Source organism: Streptomyces sp. NPDC107562 (assembly GCF_055657325.1).
Map to the genome: position 1 here is coordinate 233,695 of NZ_JBVKBE010000003.1, position 19,755 is coordinate 253,449.

General features: G+C 70.8%; 12 protein-coding genes. 6 read left to right on the forward strand and 6 right to left on the reverse strand.

Annotated elements, in window-relative coordinates; translation table 11 throughout:
* The first annotated feature begins 141 nt into the window (after positions 1–141).
* The 4 genes from ACZ7LV_RS11335 to ACZ7LV_RS11350 all read left to right on the forward strand — a co-directional run bounded on the left by ACZ7LV_RS11335 (position 142) and on the right by ACZ7LV_RS11350 (position 3,747).
* Positions 142–369: a ferredoxin gene (locus ACZ7LV_RS11335; protein WP_385376199.1), complete on the forward strand. Its 228-nt coding sequence runs from the start codon at positions 142–144 to the stop codon at positions 367–369.
* Entirely contained in the window at positions 366–1,760 is a 1,395-nt protein-coding gene (locus ACZ7LV_RS11340; RefSeq protein WP_471938118.1) for an NAD(P)/FAD-dependent oxidoreductase, read from the forward strand. The genes ACZ7LV_RS11335 and ACZ7LV_RS11340 overlap by 4 nt, the downstream gene beginning before the upstream one ends.
* A 13-nt stretch (positions 1,761–1,773) precedes the next feature.
* A complete protein-coding gene (locus ACZ7LV_RS11345; protein ID WP_471938121.1) occupies positions 1,774–2,994 on the forward strand; it encodes a cytochrome P450 in 1,221 nt (406 codons plus the stop codon).
* 75 nt (positions 2,995–3,069) lie between these two features.
* Positions 3,070–3,747 carry a GAP family protein gene (locus ACZ7LV_RS11350; RefSeq protein WP_471938123.1) on the forward strand — a complete coding sequence of 226 codons (678 nt, stop codon included), beginning with the start codon at positions 3,070–3,072 and terminating at the stop codon, positions 3,745–3,747.
* A 72-nt stretch (positions 3,748–3,819) separates the two neighbouring features.
* Here the strand turns inward: ACZ7LV_RS11350 and ACZ7LV_RS11355 are convergent, their stop codons facing one another.
* The 4 genes from ACZ7LV_RS11355 to ACZ7LV_RS11370 form a co-directional block, all read right to left on the reverse strand.
* Positions 3,820–7,950: a CHAT domain-containing protein gene (locus ACZ7LV_RS11355; RefSeq protein ID WP_471938125.1), complete on the reverse strand. Its 4,131-nt coding sequence runs from the start codon at positions 7,948–7,950 to the stop codon at positions 3,820–3,822.
* Between the two features lie 50 nt (positions 7,951–8,000).
* Positions 8,001–8,783 carry a hypothetical protein gene (locus tag ACZ7LV_RS11360; protein ID WP_471938127.1) on the reverse strand — a complete coding sequence of 261 codons (783 nt, stop codon included), beginning with the start codon at positions 8,781–8,783 and terminating at the stop codon, positions 8,001–8,003.
* 137 nt (positions 8,784–8,920) lie between these two features.
* Positions 8,921–10,450: a helix-turn-helix domain-containing protein gene (locus ACZ7LV_RS11365; protein ID WP_401678807.1), complete on the reverse strand. Its 1,530-nt coding sequence runs from the start codon at positions 10,448–10,450 to the stop codon at positions 8,921–8,923.
* Positions 10,451–10,514: 64 nt separating this feature from the next.
* On the reverse strand, positions 10,515–10,712 hold the full coding sequence (locus ACZ7LV_RS11370; protein WP_471938129.1) for a DUF4236 domain-containing protein: 198 nt from the start codon (positions 10,710–10,712) through the stop codon (positions 10,515–10,517).
* 125 nt (positions 10,713–10,837) lie between these two features.
* Here ACZ7LV_RS11370 and ACZ7LV_RS11375 point away from each other — a divergent pair, with 125 nt between their 5' ends.
* Positions 10,838–11,830: a pyridoxal-phosphate dependent enzyme gene (locus ACZ7LV_RS11375; protein ID WP_471938131.1), complete on the forward strand. Its 993-nt coding sequence runs from the start codon at positions 10,838–10,840 to the stop codon at positions 11,828–11,830.
* Positions 11,831–12,088: 258 nt separating this feature from the next.
* The gene (gene acnA, locus ACZ7LV_RS11380; RefSeq protein WP_471939178.1) at positions 12,089–14,806 is read left to right on the forward strand and encodes an aconitate hydratase AcnA; all 2,718 of its coding nucleotides are present in this window, start codon (positions 12,089–12,091) and stop codon (positions 14,804–14,806) included.
* Positions 14,807–14,878: 72 nt separating this feature from the next.
* Here the strand turns inward: acnA and sigJ are convergent, their stop codons facing one another.
* Both sigJ and ACZ7LV_RS11390 read right to left on the reverse strand, forming a co-directional pair.
* The gene (sigJ, locus tag ACZ7LV_RS11385; RefSeq protein WP_471938133.1) at positions 14,879–15,793 is read right to left on the reverse strand and encodes an RNA polymerase sigma factor SigJ; all 915 of its coding nucleotides are present in this window, start codon (positions 15,791–15,793) and stop codon (positions 14,879–14,881) included.
* Positions 15,794–16,009: 216 nt separating this feature from the next.
* A complete protein-coding gene (locus ACZ7LV_RS11390) occupies positions 16,010–19,753 on the reverse strand; it encodes a GH92 family glycosyl hydrolase (protein WP_471938135.1) in 3,744 nt (1,247 codons plus the stop codon).
* Positions 19,754–19,755: the final 2 nt, after the last annotated feature.

The window sequence follows — 19,755 nt, forward strand, 5'->3', positions numbered from 1 at the left end:
TCGCCTCGCACGCGACGCCCCCTAGGCCCTGTGGACACCCGAAACCCGACACCCGACGAGCGCGGTGCGCCCTCGCCCTCACAGTGCGCGAGAACCGGGACAGAGACCGCAAGGGCCCACAGTCCCGCAGCGGAGGTCGGGATGAGAGTTGTCGTTGATCTTTCCCGGTGCCAGGGCTACGCGCAGTGCGCGTTCCTGGCTCCGGACGCGTTCCGGATGCACGGCGAAGAAGCGCTGATGTACGCCCCGAACCCCGACGACGCGGGACGCGAGCAGGTGCTGCGTGCCGCGGCGGCCTGCCCGCTCCAGGCGATCCTGGTCGACCAGTTGGAGGGACACGACGCACCGACGGGAGGGGCGCCGTCATGACCAGCGCCGACAACCTGCGTGCGTTCCGGCGCGACGGCCGCATCGTGATCGTCGGGGCCTCCCTGGCGGGACTTCGGGCGGCGGAGGCCCTGCGCGACGAGGGCTTCACCGGTTCGCTGACCCTGATCGGTGACGAACTGGGCGAGCCCTACGACCGGCCCCCCCTGTCCAAGCAGGTACTGACCGGGTGGGTTCCGGCCGACGGCACCACGCTGCCGCGACGTCGCGAGATCGACGCGGAGTGGCTGCTGGGCGTACCGGCGACCGGGCTCGACCTCGCGACCGACCACGTCCGGCTCGCCGACGGACGGCAGATCCCCTTCGACCGGGTGCTGATCGCGACCGGGGTGCGGGCCCGCCCCTGGTTCGTCGAGAGCGAGGCGGCCCTGGAGGGGGTGTTCGTCGTCCGGACTCGCGAGGACGCCGAGGGCCTGCAGCGGGCCCTCGCGGCCGGGCCGTCCCGCGTCCTGGTCATCGGCGCGGGATTCACCGGGTCCGAGATCGCCTCCATCTGCCGTGAGCGGGACATTCCGGTGACCGTCGCGGAACTCGCGCCGGCCCCGCTGGTCGGGGCGCTGGGCGCCATGGTCGGGGACATCGCGGCGGACATGCAGCGCGCCCACGGCGTCGACCTGCGGTGCGGCGTCAAGGTGACGCGGCTGGAGGGCGACGCGCAGGGGCGTTTCCGACGGGCCCACTTCGACGACGGCAGCGCGATCGACGCCGACGTGGCGGTGGTCGCGCTCGGCGGCATCCGCAACACCGACTGGCTGCGGGACTCGGGCCTCGCGGCGGGCGTGTGGGGCATAGCCTGCGACACGGGCTGCCGCGCCCTCGACCTCAACGGCCTGATCACCGACGACGTCTTCGTCGCGGGAGACGTGGCACGCTGCCCGAACCCGATCTACGAGTACCGGCTCATCTCCCTGGAGCACTGGGCCAACGCCGTGGAGCAGGCCGAGGTCGCGGCGCACAACATGGTCAGCGGCCAGGCCGACCGCTGGCCCCACCTGTCCCTCCCGGTGTTCTGGTCGATCCAGTTCGGCGTCAACATCAAGACCGTCGGCGTACCGACGTTCGCCGACGAGGTGGTCGTCACCCAGGGCTCGGTCGCCGACCGCCGCTTCGTCGCGGCCTACGGCTACCAGGGCCGCGTCACCGCCGCGGTGAGCTTCAACAACGCCAAGTGGCTCGACCACTACCGGGAGCTGATCGAGACGGCCGCGCCCTTCCCGCCGCCCTTCCCCGCGCCCGACCAGCCGGCCGACACGAAACCGGTGCCCGTGGACTTCCCCGGCCCCACCCTGCTCGCCCAGGGCGCCACGGTGGTCGTCACCGGCCACGACCCGGGCGAGCGACGCGTCACGTCCGCGCAGCAGCACCACCGGTAGGGAGCGGAGTGAGATGACCACGACCGAGACGCACGGCACCCTGCAGCGCATACTCGACTACTCCTCGCGGCCCGACCCGTACCCCCTCTACGCCGAACTGCGCCGCACGCCGGTCGCCCTCCAGGAGGACGGCAGTTACGTCGTCAGCACCTACCGCGAACTCATGGACCTCCTGCACAACCCGCACCTCAGCTCCGACGTCCGCAATCTGGCGCGTCCGATGGAAGCGGCCGAGGGACGCAGCTCGCCGGCGTTCATCAACCTCGACCCGCCCGAGCACGACCGCCTGCGGCGCATGGCGATGCGCCACTTCGGCCCGCCGCACACCCCGGGGCTGGTGAACGGCCTGGAACCGCACCTGACCAGCACGGTCTCCGGCCTGATCGACGACTTCGCCGGCAAGGAGCGGATCGACGTCGTCGACGACTTCGCCTACCCGTTCCCTGTCACGGTGATCTGCCGCCTGCTCGGCGTGCCGCGCGAGGACGAACCGCGGTTCCGGCTGTGGGTGAACGACATCATCGAGTCGATCGACTACAACCCGAGGACGGATCCCCCGGAGAAACTGGAGAACGGCCGGCGGGCCACCCAGGACCTGCGCGGGTACCTCGGCGGCCTGGTGGAGGCCCGCCACGACCGGCCCGCCGACGACCTGCTGTCCCGGATGGTCAACGACGACGGGCCCGACGGGCGGATGACCGACGAGGAAATCGTCTCCACCGCCAACCTGTTGCTGATCGCCGGTCACGAGACCACCGTCAACCTCATCACCAACGGCATGCTGACGCTCCTGCGCCACCCCCAGGTGCTGCGGCGGCTGCGCGACGAACCCGGCCTGGTCGTGCCGCTGGTGGAGGAACTGCTGCGCTACGAGCCCCCCGTGCACATCATTCCCTGGCGAGCGGCGTACAGCGCCATCACCGTCGCCGGCACGGTCATCCCCAAGGGATCCCAGATCATGCTCATGCTGGCCTCGGGCAGTCGCGATCCGGACCGGTTCCACGACGCCGACCGTTTCGTGCCCGACCGGCGGGACAACCAGCACCTCGGCTTCGGCAGCGGCATCCACCTGTGCTTCGGCGGCCCGCTGGCCCGGCGGGAGACCCAGATCGCCCTGACCGAACTGGTGCGCCGCCTCGACCGGCCTCGTCTGGTCGCCGACCCGCCGCCCTACCGGCGCAGCCCCGTCCTGCGCGGCCCGATCCATCTGCCCGTCGAGCAGGGCGACGGGTGACGCGGCTGCCGGGCGGCGGCCGAACGGAGCGTCCGACGGTCCGGCCCGGCGTCCCCGCATGCTTCCGGAGGCACCATGGGCAACGCTCTCGGCGACGTCCTGGGGCTGGCGGCCGGTGTCGCCGTCAGCCCCCTGCCGGTCGTCGCGATCATCCTCGTGCTGGCCACACCCCGGGGGCGGCCGAACGGGCTCCTGTTCGCGGTCGGCTGGATGCTGGGCCTGTCCGCGCTGGGCGCGGCGATGCTCGCGATCGGGGGATCCTCCGGCGCCGCCACGAACAAGCAGCCGGCCACCTGGGTGGGCATCCTGCAACTGGTGCTGGGCGCGGCGCTGCTCGTGTTCGCCGCCCGGCTGTGGCGCAAGCGCCCCGCGGACGCCGCCGAGGCCCGGCTGCCGAAGTGGATGGCCGCGATCGACCGCCTCGCCCCGGTGAAGGTCTTCGGACTGGGAGTGGCCCTGTCGGCGGCCAACCTCAAGAACGCTCCGCTGACCATCGCCGCGGGAGCCTCGATCAGTTCGAGCGGGCTGCCGCCGGGTCAGCAGATCGCCACCCTCGCGGTCTTCGTGGTCATCGCCTCGCTGGGCATCGTCGTCCCGCTCGGCGTCCTGCTGCTCATGGGCGAACGGGCCACCGGCCTGCTAGGCAGCTGGAAGGACTGGGCCGCCCGGCACAACATCGCCATCATGGCCGTCCTCTTCTTCGTCTTCGGCCTGAAACTACTGGGCGACGGCATCGGCAACCTCAGCGCATGACGGGCCGCGTGGTTCGTTTGCCGGCCCTGTGCTGCGCCGGTCGGACGAATGCCGCCTGGTGCGGGTGCCGCGTCACGGCCGGTCGTTGACATGCCAGCGTTCCGCATCCTCGGGGCCGGGCACCTCGGCCCTCAGCGCCGCGTAGACCGACGGGACGGCCGTTGCGGCGAGGTGGGCGAGTTCGCGGAGCCCGGTGTACTGGTAGCCGTCCTGGGTGTCGCCGATGATCTCCTTGACCACTTCGGGATGCCGACCGTCCCAGCCGAAGATCGTCCGCGCGGCGGACCCCGGCAGTCCCTCCGAGCCGAGGAAGGCCGCGAAGACGTGCTCCACGTCGACGATCCGGTGACGTGCGGCCTGGGCGATGGCCTCGGCAGCCGTCAGCAGGCTCATGACCTGCTCGTCGGGCAGTACGTCGGCCGCGCCGGGGCGGCGTCTGAGCACCGCACGGCGCGCCTCCGCAGCGAGCACGTAGAGGTAGACGGGCGCCAGCCCGGTCCACCGGCGCAGGGCGTGAGGCGTCTCGAAACCGTACAGTCCGAGCTGGACCAGGAGGTCCCAGCGGGTGAGGGTGCGCCGTCCTGCCCGGGCCGCGTTTTCGGCGGCGTCGTCGAGGAGCCCCATCACACTGTCGTGCACGTAGCGCCGTCGCAGCGGTGGCAGGGAGCGGGGGACGCCCAGTTCTCCGTAGGCTCCCATCGCCAGATGTCCGCCCCAGTGGATCGGTGCGCCGTCCCGGCCCGTCCTGCGCCAGCGTGCCAACTGTTCGCGCTGCACGGCGTGCAACGCGTCGATCACAGGCTGCCGCCGTACGAGAGCCGTCAGCAGGCGCTGGTCGATCACGTCGCCCTCGCTGCCCGCGGCCTCGGACGCGACCTGGGACTCGGTCTCCGCCACCGAGTCGATGACCGGGAAGCTGGTGACGACGAGGCGGTCGGCTCCGGCCCACAAGAGGGCGGGGCCCAGGACGAGCCACTCGCCGGCCGAGACGTTGCCCACGTCGCCGCTGTCACAGGCGAGCACAAGAATCTGACGAGGCATCGGATACTGGTCCGGCGCGTCGATGAGCATGTGCGAGGTCAGCACACGCGGGGGTACGGCGGGCGGGTCCTCGGGGCTCCCGGGCCTGAGCTGGACGCCCCGGTGCCCTGACGCGGCGTCCTCGGCGACATGGCAGACGAACACCGCGCTCGTCTCCGAGCCGACGGCGCGCAACCGCGCGGCGAACTCCGGCAGGGACAGGTCGGCGGCCGGAGTGATGGTCTCGACGTCTTCCGGGACCAGGCCGAGGAGCTGTCGGGCTGTCGGCAGCTGCTCCGCCTCGTCCACCCAGGGCAGATCACCTCCCGGCTCCACCACGACGAGGCCGAGCGGTGGGGCGTCGTCCAACCGCGGGCGGTCGGCGAGCTGGGCGAGCAGTCCGGCCGGTGGCACGAGCACGGCGGTACACCGCTCGACGAGCCGTACGTCCCGCTCGCCGCCCGGGACGCCGACGGCCGGCCACGGGACATGGCCGAACTGCGCCGCGGGCGCGATGGCGAGCCGCAGCCTGCCGCGGCCTTCCAGGAGCGCACGTGACAACGGGGGCGGAAGCAGTGCGCCCAGCCGACGTCCGAGTGACGACTCGGCGTGCGGCGGGCCCACCAGGAGCGGGCTGTTGAGCACCCGGTCCTCCCAGGCGAGAGCGTCCTCGCCCGGGTAGGTGCCGGGCAGGGCGTCCCTCAGGTCGGACAGGGCCCGAGCCGCTTCCGTCCCTTCGGCGAGCGAGAGCGTTCCGCCCGTCACCGGACCGCTCGGCGGCACGAGGGACCAGAACAGGGTGTCCTCGTGGACCCAGGTGCTCCACCACCAGGTGCCGGCTCCCAGTGCGATCTCGGCCATGTCCTCCAAGGCGAAGACGCGGGGCGGCTGCTCGGTCCGGTACCAGTGAGCCTGTTCCAGCCGGGAGGCGCCTCGCACCCGGATGAAGGGGGCGACGGTCCGGGAGGCGTCGAAGGCGCTGTCCTCCCTGTTCGGGCCGAGCTGGAGACGGGCCGACTCGATGAGTTCGGCGAGGGTCTGCCAGTCCGCGCCGGCCGCCGCCTGCCGCATGGCATGCTCGATGGTCTTGCCGAAGACCCCCCACCACTGACGGCGTTCTTCCGTGCTGCGCAGCTCGTGCCGGGTGGCGTTGAGCACGGCCAGAGCCTCGACGCGGCTCGTCAGCGCGGCGAGCCGGTGCGTCGGATCCGTGGCCAGCCGGTCGGCCAGGGCGTTCAGATAGGTCGCGGCTTCGATCGGCCGGTCGAGTCGCATCAGGAAGCCGGCCGCTCCGTCGCCCGCGCTCAGCGCGGAGACGGTGTCACTGTCCACCTCACGCGATGCCCGAAGGTCCGCCAGACTCGTGAGCGCGCCGCAACGGACCACCTCGAGTGCCACCGTCCTGCCTCGACCGGCGAGACCGAAGTCCTTGGCCAGAGAGTCCGGTTGGGCCGCACGGGCGAGGAGGAGCGCGGCGCCGGCCAGGTAGAAGGCGAGCGAGGGACGTGTCGGCAGTGCCGACTCGGCGGTCAGGCGCAGCAGGGCGACGGCCGTCGTCAGGTTGCGGCGGGTGACGCGCTCGGGCACCTCCCGGGCGATCGACTCGGTGAGTCCTTCGCCGGTACCGCGAAGTAACGCGACCCTGAACCCGGCGATGAGGATGTCCCGACGCCTGCGCCGTGCCCACTCGTCCCGCGTGGGATCGAGCCCTTGGAGGGCGGCTTCGGCCGCGTCGGCGTTCCCGAGATCGAGTTCGGCGAGGCAGGTGATCAGCGCGGCCGGCCCAGTCGGCTCCCGGCCCAGGACGGCGACGGCGCTCTTGGCGTCGCCTGGATGCCCGTGCTCCAGCAGCGCCCATCCGCGCAGCAGAGCGGTCTCGGGGCGGTGAGCCGCGTGCGTGACGGCGTCGAGCCTGCGCAGCGCGGCCACCGGGCGCCCCAGGCGAAGCAGCCGGTGGGCCCGGAGGGCCGCGCGGCCTTCGGCTCCGAGCGCGCGGTGCACGGGCGGGCGGTCGAGCGGGACGCGGGCCAGTGGAGGACGCCGGTGCCAGGCCACGGCCGCACGAGCGATCAGCCCCAGGGCGACGGCCGTCGGCAGAACCCAGGAGAAGTCTCCGGTGATGAGCGCGACCGCCGCGACCACGGCCGCGAGTCCGCCGAGGCCACGTGAGACGAAGACAGCCGTCAGGGTGTAGAGCGGCCACGGCATGTCGGCCACCGCTGCGAGGACACCTGCGGGAGCCGCGGCGAGCACCAGCACGAGTGCGTGCTCCCGGTATCGGCGTCGCACCGCATAGCTCTCGGCGACCGCTTGGCTGGTGGCCGTCCGCCGGCCGGTTCCTCGTACCTCCCGGCCCTCCATGCAGAGGTGGCGCGCCTCGCCCGCCTCCCCCCAGTGGGCGATCGACGGCAGCGCCAGATAGAGGACGGTGAGGACCGCGGCGGCGTCCACCAAGCCCGCGGCGGCGGCCACCACCGCGAGACACCCGTGCCACGGCCAGCGCAGTGGCAGTTCACCCACGGGCAAGTCGTCGGCCAGGTCCAGCGGCCTTCGGTGCACGTCCTTGGATGACGGTACGGCCGCGAAGGCGACCAGCCAGGCGAGCCAGCCGCCGTGCTGGGTGACGGCGAGGACCAGCAGGGCGACGAAAGCGGCACCGCGCGCCGTGTACAGGCAGACGAGCGCCGTGCGTTGACGTCGTCTGCCTTTCGGTGTGGGTCCCCAGGCGAGACCCTCCGTCGGCTCCCGGAGACCGCCGGTGGCCGGCTCGCCGCGCTCCCTCGCCAGCAGAAACTGGTTGAGCACCTCCGACGAGTTCTCCAGATGGCCGAGTCCGAAGGCCTCGCTGACGACGTCGACGTCCGTGGACTGCGAACCGTTCCGCGCGGTGAGCACGAGTGCGACGGCGATCAGGCCCACGCCGACGTGCTCGAAGCCGTAGAGGCGAGCGGCGGTGCGGGCGACGGCGAGGACGTCGGCAAGTTCGGCGGAGGCGTCCGGCCGTGACAGGAGCAGGGAGTCGACGCGCTGCTGCGGCAGGGCGATCCGCACCTGGGTCCACTCCGTGGTGGCGACCATGTCCAGGGCGTCCACTACCCGTTTCCGTTCCGGCAGCCGCACCGGCAAGCTGTCGATCACCGTCAGCAGGCGACGGGCGTTTTCGTCCAGGGGTGGCTCCGCCATGGCTCCTCGCTGGTGCAGGAAGGATGACTCGTGGAGGCCCAGCTGATCATTCAGACCGGGGAGACACTGTCCTGGGCGAAGTCCTCCCAGGACAGCGGAGCCAACTGCCACTTGTCCGACGTGGTGTTGCTCGCACCGGCGCCTGGGCCGCGGATCCGGAGCCTGGGCCGTGCGCTCAGTCCTTGGCGCATCGCGCTGAGTTCGAAGAGCGGGGTGAGCCCGCCGTCGAGGGTGACCGCTTCGGCGGCGAGGGCGGAGCCGGTCGACGTACCGATGCCGGGGCCGGCCGACACGAGGGGCAGGGACATCGGGGCCAGATCGACGGAGGCCTGGAACTCCACGCGCGTACCTCCGCTGCTGGAGACCAGGATCACCGCGGGGCCGGTCTTGACCAGCTTCGTCACGATGACGTACTCACGGCGCCAGACGCCGGCCTCGCGCAGGTCCGCGATGGCGCGCTGGAGGCTCAGGTGGTCGCCGAGCACCTCCTCCGTGCACCCCACCGCGCGCAGGTACGTGGCGTGCGCCTTGTGAAAGGTCACGGTGACCGTCAACTGCGGTGCAAGCCCCAGAACTTCAGGGGTGCCCACCTCGCCGCTCACGGCGACGTCGACCTCCCCGGCGGACGAGTAGCTGTGGGCCATGGGGACCCCCGGGCCGACCGTCTCGAAGGCGATGCCGAGATCCGCGAGCGAAGTCATCCGGTGAAAGCGTCGACCGCGCAGTACCCCGACGTCCCCGAGCGACACCGGGCTGTTCGGCATCCACACCGCGAAGTAGCCGAGCCCGTTGTAGATCTCTTTCGTGTACCGCTCATGGATGGCTGTCGTCATCACGCCCCCGCACTCGCTCAGCCGATGAGTCATCGTAGCGTTCCGGTCACACGTCGTCACCGATCTCGCTGAACGTCGCCTGCCACGGGCGTCACGCCCGCCGCCGCGCCCCACCCGGGACGCGGCGACGAGCCGCCTCAGATGTCCCGGAAGATCTCGATCTGCGCCCCGATGGAGTTCAGCCGCTCCGCCAGATCCTCGTAACCCCGGTTGATGACATACACGTTGCGCAGCACCGACGTGCCGTCCGCCGCCATCATCGCCAGCAGCACGACCACGGCCGGACGCAGCGCCGGCGGGCACATCATCTCTGCGGCGCGCCAGCGGGTCGGGCCCTCGACCAGGACGCGGTGCGGGTCGAGGAGCTGGAGCCGGCCGCCGAGGCGGTTCAGGTCCGTGAGGTAGATCGCGCGGTTGTCGTAGACCCAGTCGTGGATGAGCGTCTTGCCCTGCGCGACCGCCGCGATCGCCGCGAAGAACGGGACGTTGTCGATGTTCAGGCCGGGGAACGGCATCGGGTGGATCTTGTCGATCGGCGCTTCCAGCTTGGAGGGCCGCACGGTCAGGTCCACCAGCCGCGTACGGCCGTTGTCGGCGACGTACTCGGGGGTGCGGTCGTGGTCGAGGCCCATCTCCTCCAGGACCGCCAGCTCGATCTCCAGGAACTCGATCGGCACCCGGCGCACCGTCAGCTCCGACTCGGTGACCACCGCGGCGGCGACCAGGCTCATCGCCTCGACCGGGTCCTCGGAGGGGGAGTAGTCCACGTCGACGTCGATGGTCGGCATGCCGTGCACCGTGAGCGTGGTGGTGCCGATGCCCTCGACCTTGACGCCTAGCGCCTCCAGGAAGAAGCAGAGGTCCTGGACCATGTAGTTGGAGGAGGCGTTGCGGATGACGGTCACGCCGTCGTGGCGGGCCGCGGCAAGCAGCGCGTTCTCCGTCACCGTGTCGCCGCGCTCGGTCAGGACGATCGGGCGGTCCGGCCGCACCGACTGGTCGACCACGGCGTGGTACTGACCCTCCGTCGCGGTGATGTCCAGGCCGAACCGGCGCAGCGCGATCATGTGCGGCTCGATGGTGCGCGTGCCGAGGTCGCAGCCGCCGGCGTACGGCAGCTTGAAGCGGTCCATGCGGTGCAGCAGCGGGCCGAGGAACATGATGATGGAGCGGGTGCGGCGGGCCGCCTCGGCGTCGATGGACCCCAGGTCCAGATCGGCCGGCGGGACGATCTCCAGGTCGACGCCGTCGTTGATCCAGCGTGCCCGGACACCGATGGACCCCAGCACCTCCAGGAGGCGGTACACCTCCTCGATGCGGGCGACCCGACGCAGCACCGTGCGCCCCTTGTTGAGCAGCGAGGCGCACAGCAGCGCCACGCACGCGTTCTTGCTCGTCTTCACGTCGATGGCTCCGGAGAGCCGGCGACCTCCGACCACCCGCAGATGCATCGGACCCGCGTAGCCCAGAGAGACGATCTCACTGTCGAGAGCTTCACCGATTCGGGCGATCATCTCAAGGCTGATGTTCTGATTGCCGCGCTCGATGCGATTGACGGCGCTCTGGCTGGTGCCGAGCGCCTCGGCGAGCTGCGACTGCGTCCAGCCCCGGTGCTGCCGGGCGTCACGGATGAGCTTGCCGATGCGTACGAGGTAGTCGTCTGCCATGAGGTTGAGGCTATCTCAGATATGAGATGCCGCCTCCTGGGGGGTCCGCCCGGGTGACGACCCGTCAACGCCGCCGCTTCGTACGGGTGCTGCGCCATCCGAAAGGTCCGGGCAAATCCATCGATGTCGTACGACGTCCGGTGCTGCTGTGGGTGTGCCGGGGGCCGTTCTTGCCGCCGGTCGTGATGGACCAGGAGCGCTTGTTGATGTTGAGCCGCACCCCGGGCAGGATCTGGAAACTCTTGCGGAACGTGAGTGGCATGCGTGTCCCCTCCGACTGTGGTGCGCCGGTCCTTCCGGCTCGCTCACCTTCGGTTACCCCGACTTGACGTGGTGATGGCGAATTCGGAGAGGACGATGGAAGGGAAAGGAAGGGAAGGGAAGAGCATGGACGACACCTCCGGCCCCGTGCGCCCGGTACGGCTGGGCACGTGGCCGACGCCCCTGGAACCGGCGCCCCGCCTCGCCGCCGCCCTCGGCCTCGACGCGGGCGATCTGTGGGTGAAGCGCGACGACCTGACCGGTCTCGGGGGCGGCGGGAACAAGGTCCGCAAACTGGAGTGGACGGTGGGCGCCGCGCTGGCCCAGGGTGCCGACACGCTGGTGACCACGGGTGCCCCGCAGAGCAATCACGCCCGGCTGACGGCGGCAGCCGCGGCGCGCCTCGGCTTGGCGGCCGTGCTGGTCCTCCCCACCTTCCGGGGCCTGGGCGGGTCCGGGAATCTGGCGCTGGACGGCCTCTTCGGCGCCCGGATCGTCCGGGCGGGCGACGTCGACGCCGACGGCCTGGACGCGGCGGCGTCCCGGACGGTGGCGCGCCTGGTGGCGGAGGGGCGGCGGCCGGCGCTCCTCCCGTTCGGCGGTTCGAACGCGCTCGGCGCACGGGGCTATGCGGAGTGCGGGCGCGAACTGCTGGCGGAGGCGCCGGACGTGGCGACCGTAGTGGTCGCGGTGGGTTCGGGCGGCACCATGGCGGGGCTGGTCGCCGAGATGGGTCCGCAGCGTGTGCTGGGGGTCGACACGGGCGCGCTGCCCGATCCGGCGCGGGCGGTGGCCGCGATGGCGACCGAAGCGGGCGGCCGGCCGGTGACGCCGGGCGAGCTCGCCCTGCACGACCAGGTGGGGGAGGGGTACGGCGTCCTCACTCCCGCGGTCGCGGACGCCCTGACGCTCGCCGCCCGAACCGAGGGCCTGGTCCTGGACCCGGTGTACTCGGGGCGGGCGCTGGCCGGCCTGGCCGCCGCGGTGGCGGCCGGATCCGTCGTCCCCGGGCGCCGCACGATTTTCCTGCACAGCGGCGGACTGCCGGGCCTCTTCGGCCACCCCGCCGCGATCGCCCATGCGGAGAGCGGCCTGCGGGACATCACGCCGGGCGGCTGAACCCCGCTCCGCGCCGTCCCCCGTGCCCGTGGTGCGGGGGTCCGGGGCCCGTGGTGCGGGGGTCAGGGCATGACCATCCAGCCCCCATGTACTAGAGTTATCTCGACATCGAGATATCTGCCGAGGCGCACCGCGGTTGCACGCCCTCACCAGGTCTGGCACTAAGGGTTACCTAACTTAGCCTTACCTTAGCGGATCGGCCAGGACGGCGTGGCGGCAGGATGCGGTGGTACGCGCACATGAATGAAGGAGACCGTCGTGTCGGCGAACAGCTTCGACGCCCGCAGCACGTTGCAGGTGGGCGACGAGTCGTACGAGATCTTCCGCCTGGACAAGGTGGAGGGCTCGGCCCGGCTCCCCTACAGCCTTAAGGTCCTGCTGGAGAACCTGCTCCGCACCGAGGACGGCGCGAACATCACCGCCGACCACATCCGCGCCCTCGGCGGCTGGGACTCGCAGGCCCAGCCGTCCCAGGAGATCCAGTTCACGCCGGCCCGCGTGATCATGCAGGACTTCACCGGCGTCCCCTGTGTCGTCGACCTCGCCACCATGCGCGAGGCCGTCAAGGAGCTCGGCGGCGACCCGGCGAAGATCAACCCGCTGGCCCCGGCCGAGCTGGTCATCGACCACTCCGTCATCGCCGACAAGTTCGGCACGAACGACGCCTTCAAGATCAACGTCGACCTGGAGTACGGCCGCAACAAGGAGCGCTACCAGTTCCTGCGCTGGGGCCAGACCGCCTTCGACGAGTTCAAGGTCGTCCCGCCCGGCACCGGCATCGTCCACCAGGTGAACATCGAGCATCTGGCCCGCGTCGTCATGGTCCGTGACGGCAAGGCCTACCCCGACACCCTGGTCGGCACCGACTCGCACACCACCATGGTCAACGGCCTCGGTGTCCTCGGCTGGGGCGTCGGCGGCATCGAGGCCGAGGCCGCGATGCTCGGCCAGCCGGTCTCGATGCTCATTCCGCGCGTCGTCGGCTTCAAGCTCACCGGTGAACTCAAGCCGGGCACCACCGCCACCGACCTCGTGCTGACCATCACCGAGATGCTCCGCAAGCACGGCGTCGTCGGCAAGTTCGTCGAGTTCTACGGCGAGGGCGTCGCCGCCACCAGCCTCGCCAACCGCGCCACCATCGGCAACATGTCGCCGGAGTTCGGCTCCACCGCCGCGATCTTCCCCGTAGACGATGAGACGCTGAACTACCTGCGCCTGACCGGCCGCTCCGAGCAGCAGGTCGCGCTCGTCGAGGCGTACGCCAAGCAGCAGGGCCTGTGGCTGGACCCGGCCGCCGAGCCGGACTTCTCCGAGAAGCTGGAGCTCGACCTCTCCACGGTCGTCCCCTCCATCGCCGGCCCGAAGCGCCCGCAGGACCGCATCGTCCTCGCGAACGCCGCCGAGCAGTTCAAGCAGGACGTGCGCAACTACGTCGACGCCGTGGACGAGGCGGGCCAGGAGTCCTTCCCGGCCTCCGACGCCCCGGCCGTCGCCCCGAACGGCGCCCCGTCCAACCCGGTCACCGTGACCGCCCCCGACGGCTCGTCGTACGAGATCGACCACGGCGCGGTGACGGTCGCGGCCATCACCTCCTGCACCAACACCTCGAACCCGTACGTCATGGTCGCCGCCGCGCTGGTGGCCAAGAAGGCGGTCGAGAAGGGCCTGACCCGCAAGCCGTGGGTCAAGACCACCCTGGCCCCGGGCTCCAAGGTCGTCACCGACTACTTCGAGAAGGCGGGCCTGACCCCGTACCTCGACAAGGTGGGCTTCAACCTCGTCGGCTACGGCTGCACCACCTGCATCGGCAACTCCGGCCCGCTGCCGGAGGAGGTCTCCCAGGCCGTCAACGACCACGACCTCGCCGTCACCTCGGTCCTCTCCGGCAACCGGAACTTCGAGGGCCGTATCAACCCCGACGTCAAGATGAACTACCTGGCGTCCCCGCCGCTGGTCGTCGCCTACGCGCTGGCCGGCTCCATGAAGGTGGACGTCACCAAGGACGCCCTGGGCACCGACCAGGACGGCAAGCCGGTCTACCTGCAGGACATCTGGCCGACCGAGGCCGAGGTCAACGACGTCGTCGCGGGTGCCATCGGCGAGGACATGTTCTCCAAGTCCTACAGCGACGTCTTCGCGGGCGACGCCCAGTGGCAGGCGCTGCCGATCCCGACCGGCAACACCTTCGAGTGGGACGCCGAGTCCACCTACGTCCGCAAGCCCCCGTACTTCGAGGGCATGCGCATGGAGCCGGACCCGGTCCAGGACATCGCCGGCGCCCGGGTGCTCGCCAAGCTGGGCGACTCGGTCACCACCGACCACATCTCCCCGGCCGGTGCCATCAAGGCCGACACCCCGGCCGGCCAGTACCTCACGGAGCACGGCGTCGAGCGCCGCGACTTCAACAGCTACGGCTCCCGCCGCGGCAACCACGAGGTCATGATCCGCGGCACGTTCGCCAACATCCGCCTGCGCAACCAGATCGCGCCGGGCACCGAGGGCGGCTACACCCGCGACTTCACCCAGGCCGACGGCCCGGTCTCCTTCATCTACGACGCCTCGCGCAACTACATCGAGCAGGGCATCCCGCTCGTCGTGCTCGCGGGCAAGGAGTACGGCTCCGGCTCGTCCCGTGACTGGGCCGCCAAGGGCACCGCGCTGCTCGGCGTCAAGGCCGTCATCGCCGAGTCCTACGAGCGCATCCACCGCTCGAACCTCATCGGCATGGGCGTCCTGCCGCTGCAGTTCCCGGAGGGCGAGTCCGCCGCCTCCCTCGGCCTGACCGGCGAGGAGACCTTCTCCTTCTCCGGCGTCACCGAGCTCAACGACGGCACCACGCCGCGCACGGTCAAGGTCACCACCGACACCGGCGTCGACTTCGACGCGGTCGTCCGCATCGACACCCCCGGTGAGGCGGACTACTACCGCAACGGCGGCATCATGCAGTACGTGCTGCGCAGCCTGATCCGCAAGTAGGACCGCAGGCACGGCGATCGGGCCGCATCCCTGGGCTTCGGGGATGCGGCCTTCGTCGTGTCCGCGCGACCGTCAGGGGTGGCTCGTGAGCCGCTGGGCCGAGTGCTCGTAGGCCTGCAGCTTCTCCGGCGTCAGGACCCAGTAGACCCCGTCGATGCCGTCCGGCCCCACGGTGAGGCTCACCAGGGCGACGACGGCCCCGTCCTGGACCAGCAGCACGCTCGGCATGCCGTTGGCCTCCACCACGCTGTACTCCGCCCGGGGGAAGAACTTCTTCGCGGAGCCGCAGATCATCGCCACCCTGGCGGCGCCCATGACCTTCAGCCTGGCCACGCCGCGCATGCCGTTGCCGTCGGCGTAGGCGACCGCGTCGGTCGACAGCACGTGCTCCAGCGCGGTGACGTCGCCGCCCCGCGCGGCGGCGACGAAGGCGTCGAGCAGCCGCCGGTGCTGCGCCGTGTCGACGGGGGCCCGGCGCTCGGTGGACAGGCGCTTGCGGGCCCGGCTGACGATCTGGCGCGTATTGGCCTGCGTGAGCCGCAGCATGCCCGCGATCTCCTCGTAGGCGTAGTCGAACGCCTCCCGCAGCACGTAGGCGGCCCGCTCCACCGGGTTCAGCTTCTCCAGGACCAGCAGCACGGCCATCTCCAGCGCCTCACCGCGCTCCGCGCCGACCTGCGGATCCACGCTGGTGTCCACGGGCTCCGGCAGCCACGGCCCCACATAGGCCTCACGGCGGACCCGCGCCGACTGCGCCACGTTGATCGCCAGCCGGGTGGTGATCTTCGCCAGGAAGGCCGCCGGCTCCAGCACGACACTCCGGTCGGTGTCCTGCCAGCGCATCCACACGTCCTGCACCACGTCCTCCGCCTCGGAGGCGCTGCCCAGGATGCGGTAGGCGATGCCGAACAGCCGGGGACGCAGTTGCTCGAACACCTCCGCCGCCGCTTTGAGCGAGTCGTTGTCGGGGGAGTGTCCCTCGTCCATGGTGCCGGTGCCTCCGCTGTTCGAACGTCGTACCCCCCGGCAGGCGTACTCCCCGCGTGAGGAGAGCCCGCTCCGAATGATCCTACGGCGGCCCGGGCAGGAGACGCGTAAGGCGGTGGCTGCGCCTCCCCGGGCGGGGCGCGAGAGGTCGGGACAAGGAAGCGGCGCCCCCCGCGACAAGCCGCGCGGGAGGCGCCGCACCGGATCCCGGTGTCCTCACCGGCCGAGCAGTTCGACCTCCGAGAGGGTGGCCTCACCGGTCAGGACCAGGCGGTACCTGGTGTAGTCACCGGCCCGGGGCACGGAGAACGCCCTGGTCTGCCGGTCCCACCGGAAGGACTCGCCCGCCCGCTCGTCCAGCGTCCGCCACCGCTCGCCGTCCACCGAGCCCTGGAGCGTCCACCCGGTCGGGGCCTTCGTGTGGTCGCCGGATGTCAGCGTGTACTGGACTGCCTTGGACCGGCCGGACACCGGCACCTCCACGGACGTCACGCTCGCGTTCGTCGCCGAGGTGTTGTCGAAGAGGGCGCCCTCGCCGGTGCTCAGGTCCGCGCGGGGAGCCGGCACCTTGTCGTCCTGGGTGACGGAGACCGGCGCCGCGTTCCTGCCCGTGCCCCACTTGGACGGCTTCGGCCCCATGTCGAACTCCAGCACCCCGCCCTTGGCCAGCAGCGAGTGCGGCAGCGAGGTCGACGTCCAGGTACGGCCGTTGACCTTGAGCCCCTGCACGTAGACGTTCTTCGCGCTGTTCCTCGGCGCCTTGACCACCAGGTCCCGGCCGTTCTCCAGATGCACCGTGGCCTTGGTGAACAGGGGCGAGCCGACTGCGTAGTCGCCGCTGCCCATCACCAGCGGGTAGAAGCCGAGCGCGGAGAACAGGAACCAGGCCGACTGCTCGCCGTTGTCCTCGTCACCGTGGTAGCCCTGGCCGATCTCGCTGCCGGTGTAGAGGCGGGACAGCACCTCACGGACCTTCTCCTGCGCCTTCCAGGGCTGCCCGGCCGCGTCGTACATGTAGATGGCGTGGTGGGCGACCTGGTTGGAGTGCCCGTACATGCCCATCCGGACGTCCCGGGCCTCCGTCATCTCATGGATGACACCGCCGTAGGACCCGACGAACTCGGGCGAGGCCGTCTCCGGCGTGGAGAAGTACTCGTCCAGCTTGTCGCCGAGCCCGGCACGCCCGCCGTACAGGTTGGCGAGCCCCCGGCTGTCCTGCGGGGCGGTGAAGGCGTAGCCCCACCCGTTGGTCTCGGTGTAGTCGTGGCCCCAGACCCGCGGGTCGTACTGCGAGGACTCCACCCGCCAGTCACCCTTGGCGTCGCGGCCCTGGAAGAACCCCGCCTCCGAGTCGAAGAGGTTCACGTACTCCTGGGCGCGGTTCAGGAAGTACTCCGACTCCTCCTTGTAGCGCTTGTCCCCGGTCTTCTCGTACAGCGTCCGGCCCATTCGGGAGATGCCGTAGTCGTTGAGGTAGCCCTCCAGCGCCCACGACAGGCCCTCGTGGGTCTCGGTGCTGGTGTAGCCGAGGAAGGGGGAGGTCGCCATGCCCTTGCGGCCCACGCCCGACGCGGGCGGCACGACTGTGGCGTTCTTCACCGCCGCGTCGTACGCCGCCTTCTCGTCGAAGTCGACACCCTTGACGTACGCGTCCGCGAACGCGACGTCCGAGGAGGTGCCGGTCATCAGGTCCGCGTAGCCGGGCGAGGACCAGCGCGAGGTCCAGCCGCCGTCCTTGTACTGCTGCACGAAGCCGTCGACCATCTCCCCCGCCTGGCGGGGTGACAGCAGCGAGTACGCCGGCCAGGTCGTGCGGTAGGTGTCCCAGAACCCGTTGTTGACGTACACCTTGCCGTCGACGATCTTCGCGCCGGTGTGGGTCGGGGTGTCCGGACCCGTCATCGGGGAGAACGGGGAGGCGTACTTGTAGGTGGAACCGACCTTCTCGAAGCCCGAGTTGGGGTACAGGTACAGCCGGTAGAGGCTGGAGTACAGCGTGGTCAGCTGGTCCGGCGTCGCGCCCTCGACCTCGACCTTGCCGAGCAGCCGGTCCCACAGCCGCTGGGCCTTGGCCTTGACCGACTCGAAGGAGGTGCCCTCCGGCATCTCCTGGCGCAGGTTGTCCTTGGCCTGGTCGATGCTGATCAGCGAGGTCGCCAGGCGCAGCGTGACCGTGCGGTCGGCGCCCGCGTCGAAGCGCAGGTAGCCCTTCACCCCGCTCGACGAGCCCTCCTTCACCGGCTTGTCGAAGGTGCCGTAGACGAAGAGCCGGGTCGCGCCCGTGGACAGGCCGGACTTCACGTCCGAGTACCCGGTCACGACGCCGGTCTCCTGGTCCAGGGTCAGGCCGGCCTGGTCGGTCACGTTGTCGAACAGGACGCTCGCGTCGTCGCCCGGATAGGTGAACCGGAGCATCGCCGCGTGGTCCGTCGGCGTCATCTCGGCCTTCAGGCCGTTCTCGAAGCGCACCCCGTAGTAGTGCGGACGCGCGACCTCGTTCTCGTGCCGGAAGGGCAGCGCACGCGCCGTCCGGGCGATGTCCGGGGTGCCGCTGGCGGCGGACGGCATCACCTGGAAGGTCTGCCGGTCACCCATCCACGGGCTCGGCTCGTGGCTCGCGCTGAACGCCTGGACCGTCGGCAGGTTGTCCGCGTTGTTCGCACGTGCGTAGTCGTACAGCCAGCTGAGCGAACCGGCGTTGGTCACCGGCGTCCAGAAGTTGAAGCCGTGCGGCACGGCGGTCGCCGGGAAGTTGTTGCCGCGCGAGAAGCCGCCGCTGGAGTTGGTGCCGCGCGTGGTGAGCGCGTAGTCGGACACGTGCGCCTTGGGCTTCTCGGGCGCCTTCACGGCCAGCGAGACGTCGTCCACCCAGCCGCGGAACTTCGCCGGACCGGCGGGTGAGTCGTACGCCACCAGGATGCGGTCGACGGTCTTGCCGGCCGCCACCGAGCCGATCCGGGAGACGACGTTGTTCCACTGGTTGACGTAGAGCACCTTGGCATCGCCCTGCGCGCGCGGGGTCAGCCCGAAGCCGTGCTGGTCCTTCGCCCCGAGGCCGCTGAGGTGGGTGCCGTCGGTGAAGGCGAGGTCGACGGAGACGTTCGTGGCGTCGTAGTCCCGGTCGCCGTCCGCCATCGACGGGAAGATCCGGTACGAGAGCGCGGTGTCCCGGCCGACGGCCACGTCCACGTCGAAGATCTTGTTGTACGAGTAGGCCCGGCCGTCGGCGGTGTGCCGGCCGGCGTAGCGCAGCGCCCGCTTGCCGGTGAAGCCGGCGCCCGCCTTCGCGGTGGGCGAGCCGCTCGGGCCGCGGTCGACCAGCGACAGCATGTCCTGGGGCACGGGGCCGTCGCTGCCGCCGGTGGAGAACTGCACGTCCGCCAACTGCAGAATGGTTCCGCCGTTGTTCTTGGTGATGTCCAGCCGGTAGTGCTGGTACTCGGCGGCGGCGGTCTGCGCGATGTCGTACGTCTTCGTCTGGAAACGCTCCGAGAAGGCCTCACCGGAGCGGCTGTCCAGGGTCTTCCAGTCCTTGCCGTCCGTGGACCCCTGGAGCGTCCAGTCCGCCGGATCGCGTTCGTCGTGGTCGTTGGCCGAAGTGAGGGCGTAGCGCGCCAGTTTCACCGGCTTGTCGAGGTCGAACTCGACCCAGCCCGTGGGCGTGAAGGTCAGCCACTTGGTGGTGGGCTCGGTGTCGACCAGGCTCTCCTTCACCTCGCCGGCACCGGCGTTCTCGCCGTTCGCCCGCACATCGGTGACGTGGTCGGTCACATTGCCCGGAATGCCGCTGCTGTAGCCGCCGTCCACGCCGGCGGCGCGCTTGCTGCCGTCCGGCGCGGTGTCGACCGTGTTCAGCCAGTCCGGCGCCGGTTCCCCGGTCTCGAACGAGGACGTGAACTCCCGGTCGGCGGCGGGTGCCTCCGGCAGGGCGACGGCCACGCCCTGTGAACCGACGGCCATGA

Bases quoted from the DNA above. Each gene is read 5' to 3' on its own strand.
- ACZ7LV_RS11335 (WP_385376199.1), top strand. From the start codon at position 142: ATGAGAGTTGTCGTTGATCTTTCCCGGTGCCAGGGCTACGCGCAGTGC.
- ACZ7LV_RS11375 (WP_471938131.1), top strand. From the start codon at position 10,838: ATGGACGACACCTCCGGCCCCGTGCGCCCGGTACGGCTGGGCACGTGG.
- ACZ7LV_RS11390 (WP_471938135.1), bottom strand. From the start codon at position 19,753: ATGGCCGTCGGTTCACAGGGCGTGGCCGTCGCCCTGCCGGAGGCACCC.
- ACZ7LV_RS11360 (WP_471938127.1), bottom strand. From the start codon at position 8,783: ATGACGACAGCCATCCATGAGCGGTACACGAAAGAGATCTACAACGGG.
- ACZ7LV_RS11365 (WP_401678807.1), bottom strand. From the start codon at position 10,450: ATGGCAGACGACTACCTCGTACGCATCGGCAAGCTCATCCGTGACGCC.
- ACZ7LV_RS11345 (WP_471938121.1), top strand. From the start codon at position 1,774: ATGACCACGACCGAGACGCACGGCACCCTGCAGCGCATACTCGACTAC.
- ACZ7LV_RS11370 (WP_471938129.1), bottom strand. From the start codon at position 10,712: ATGCCACTCACGTTCCGCAAGAGTTTCCAGATCCTGCCCGGGGTGCGG.
- ACZ7LV_RS11340 (WP_471938118.1), top strand. From the start codon at position 366: ATGACCAGCGCCGACAACCTGCGTGCGTTCCGGCGCGACGGCCGCATC.
- ACZ7LV_RS11355 (WP_471938125.1), bottom strand. From the start codon at position 7,950: ATGGCGGAGCCACCCCTGGACGAAAACGCCCGTCGCCTGCTGACGGTG.
- sigJ (WP_471938133.1), bottom strand. From the start codon at position 15,793: ATGGACGAGGGACACTCCCCCGACAACGACTCGCTCAAAGCGGCGGCG.
- ACZ7LV_RS11350 (WP_471938123.1), top strand. From the start codon at position 3,070: ATGGGCAACGCTCTCGGCGACGTCCTGGGGCTGGCGGCCGGTGTCGCC.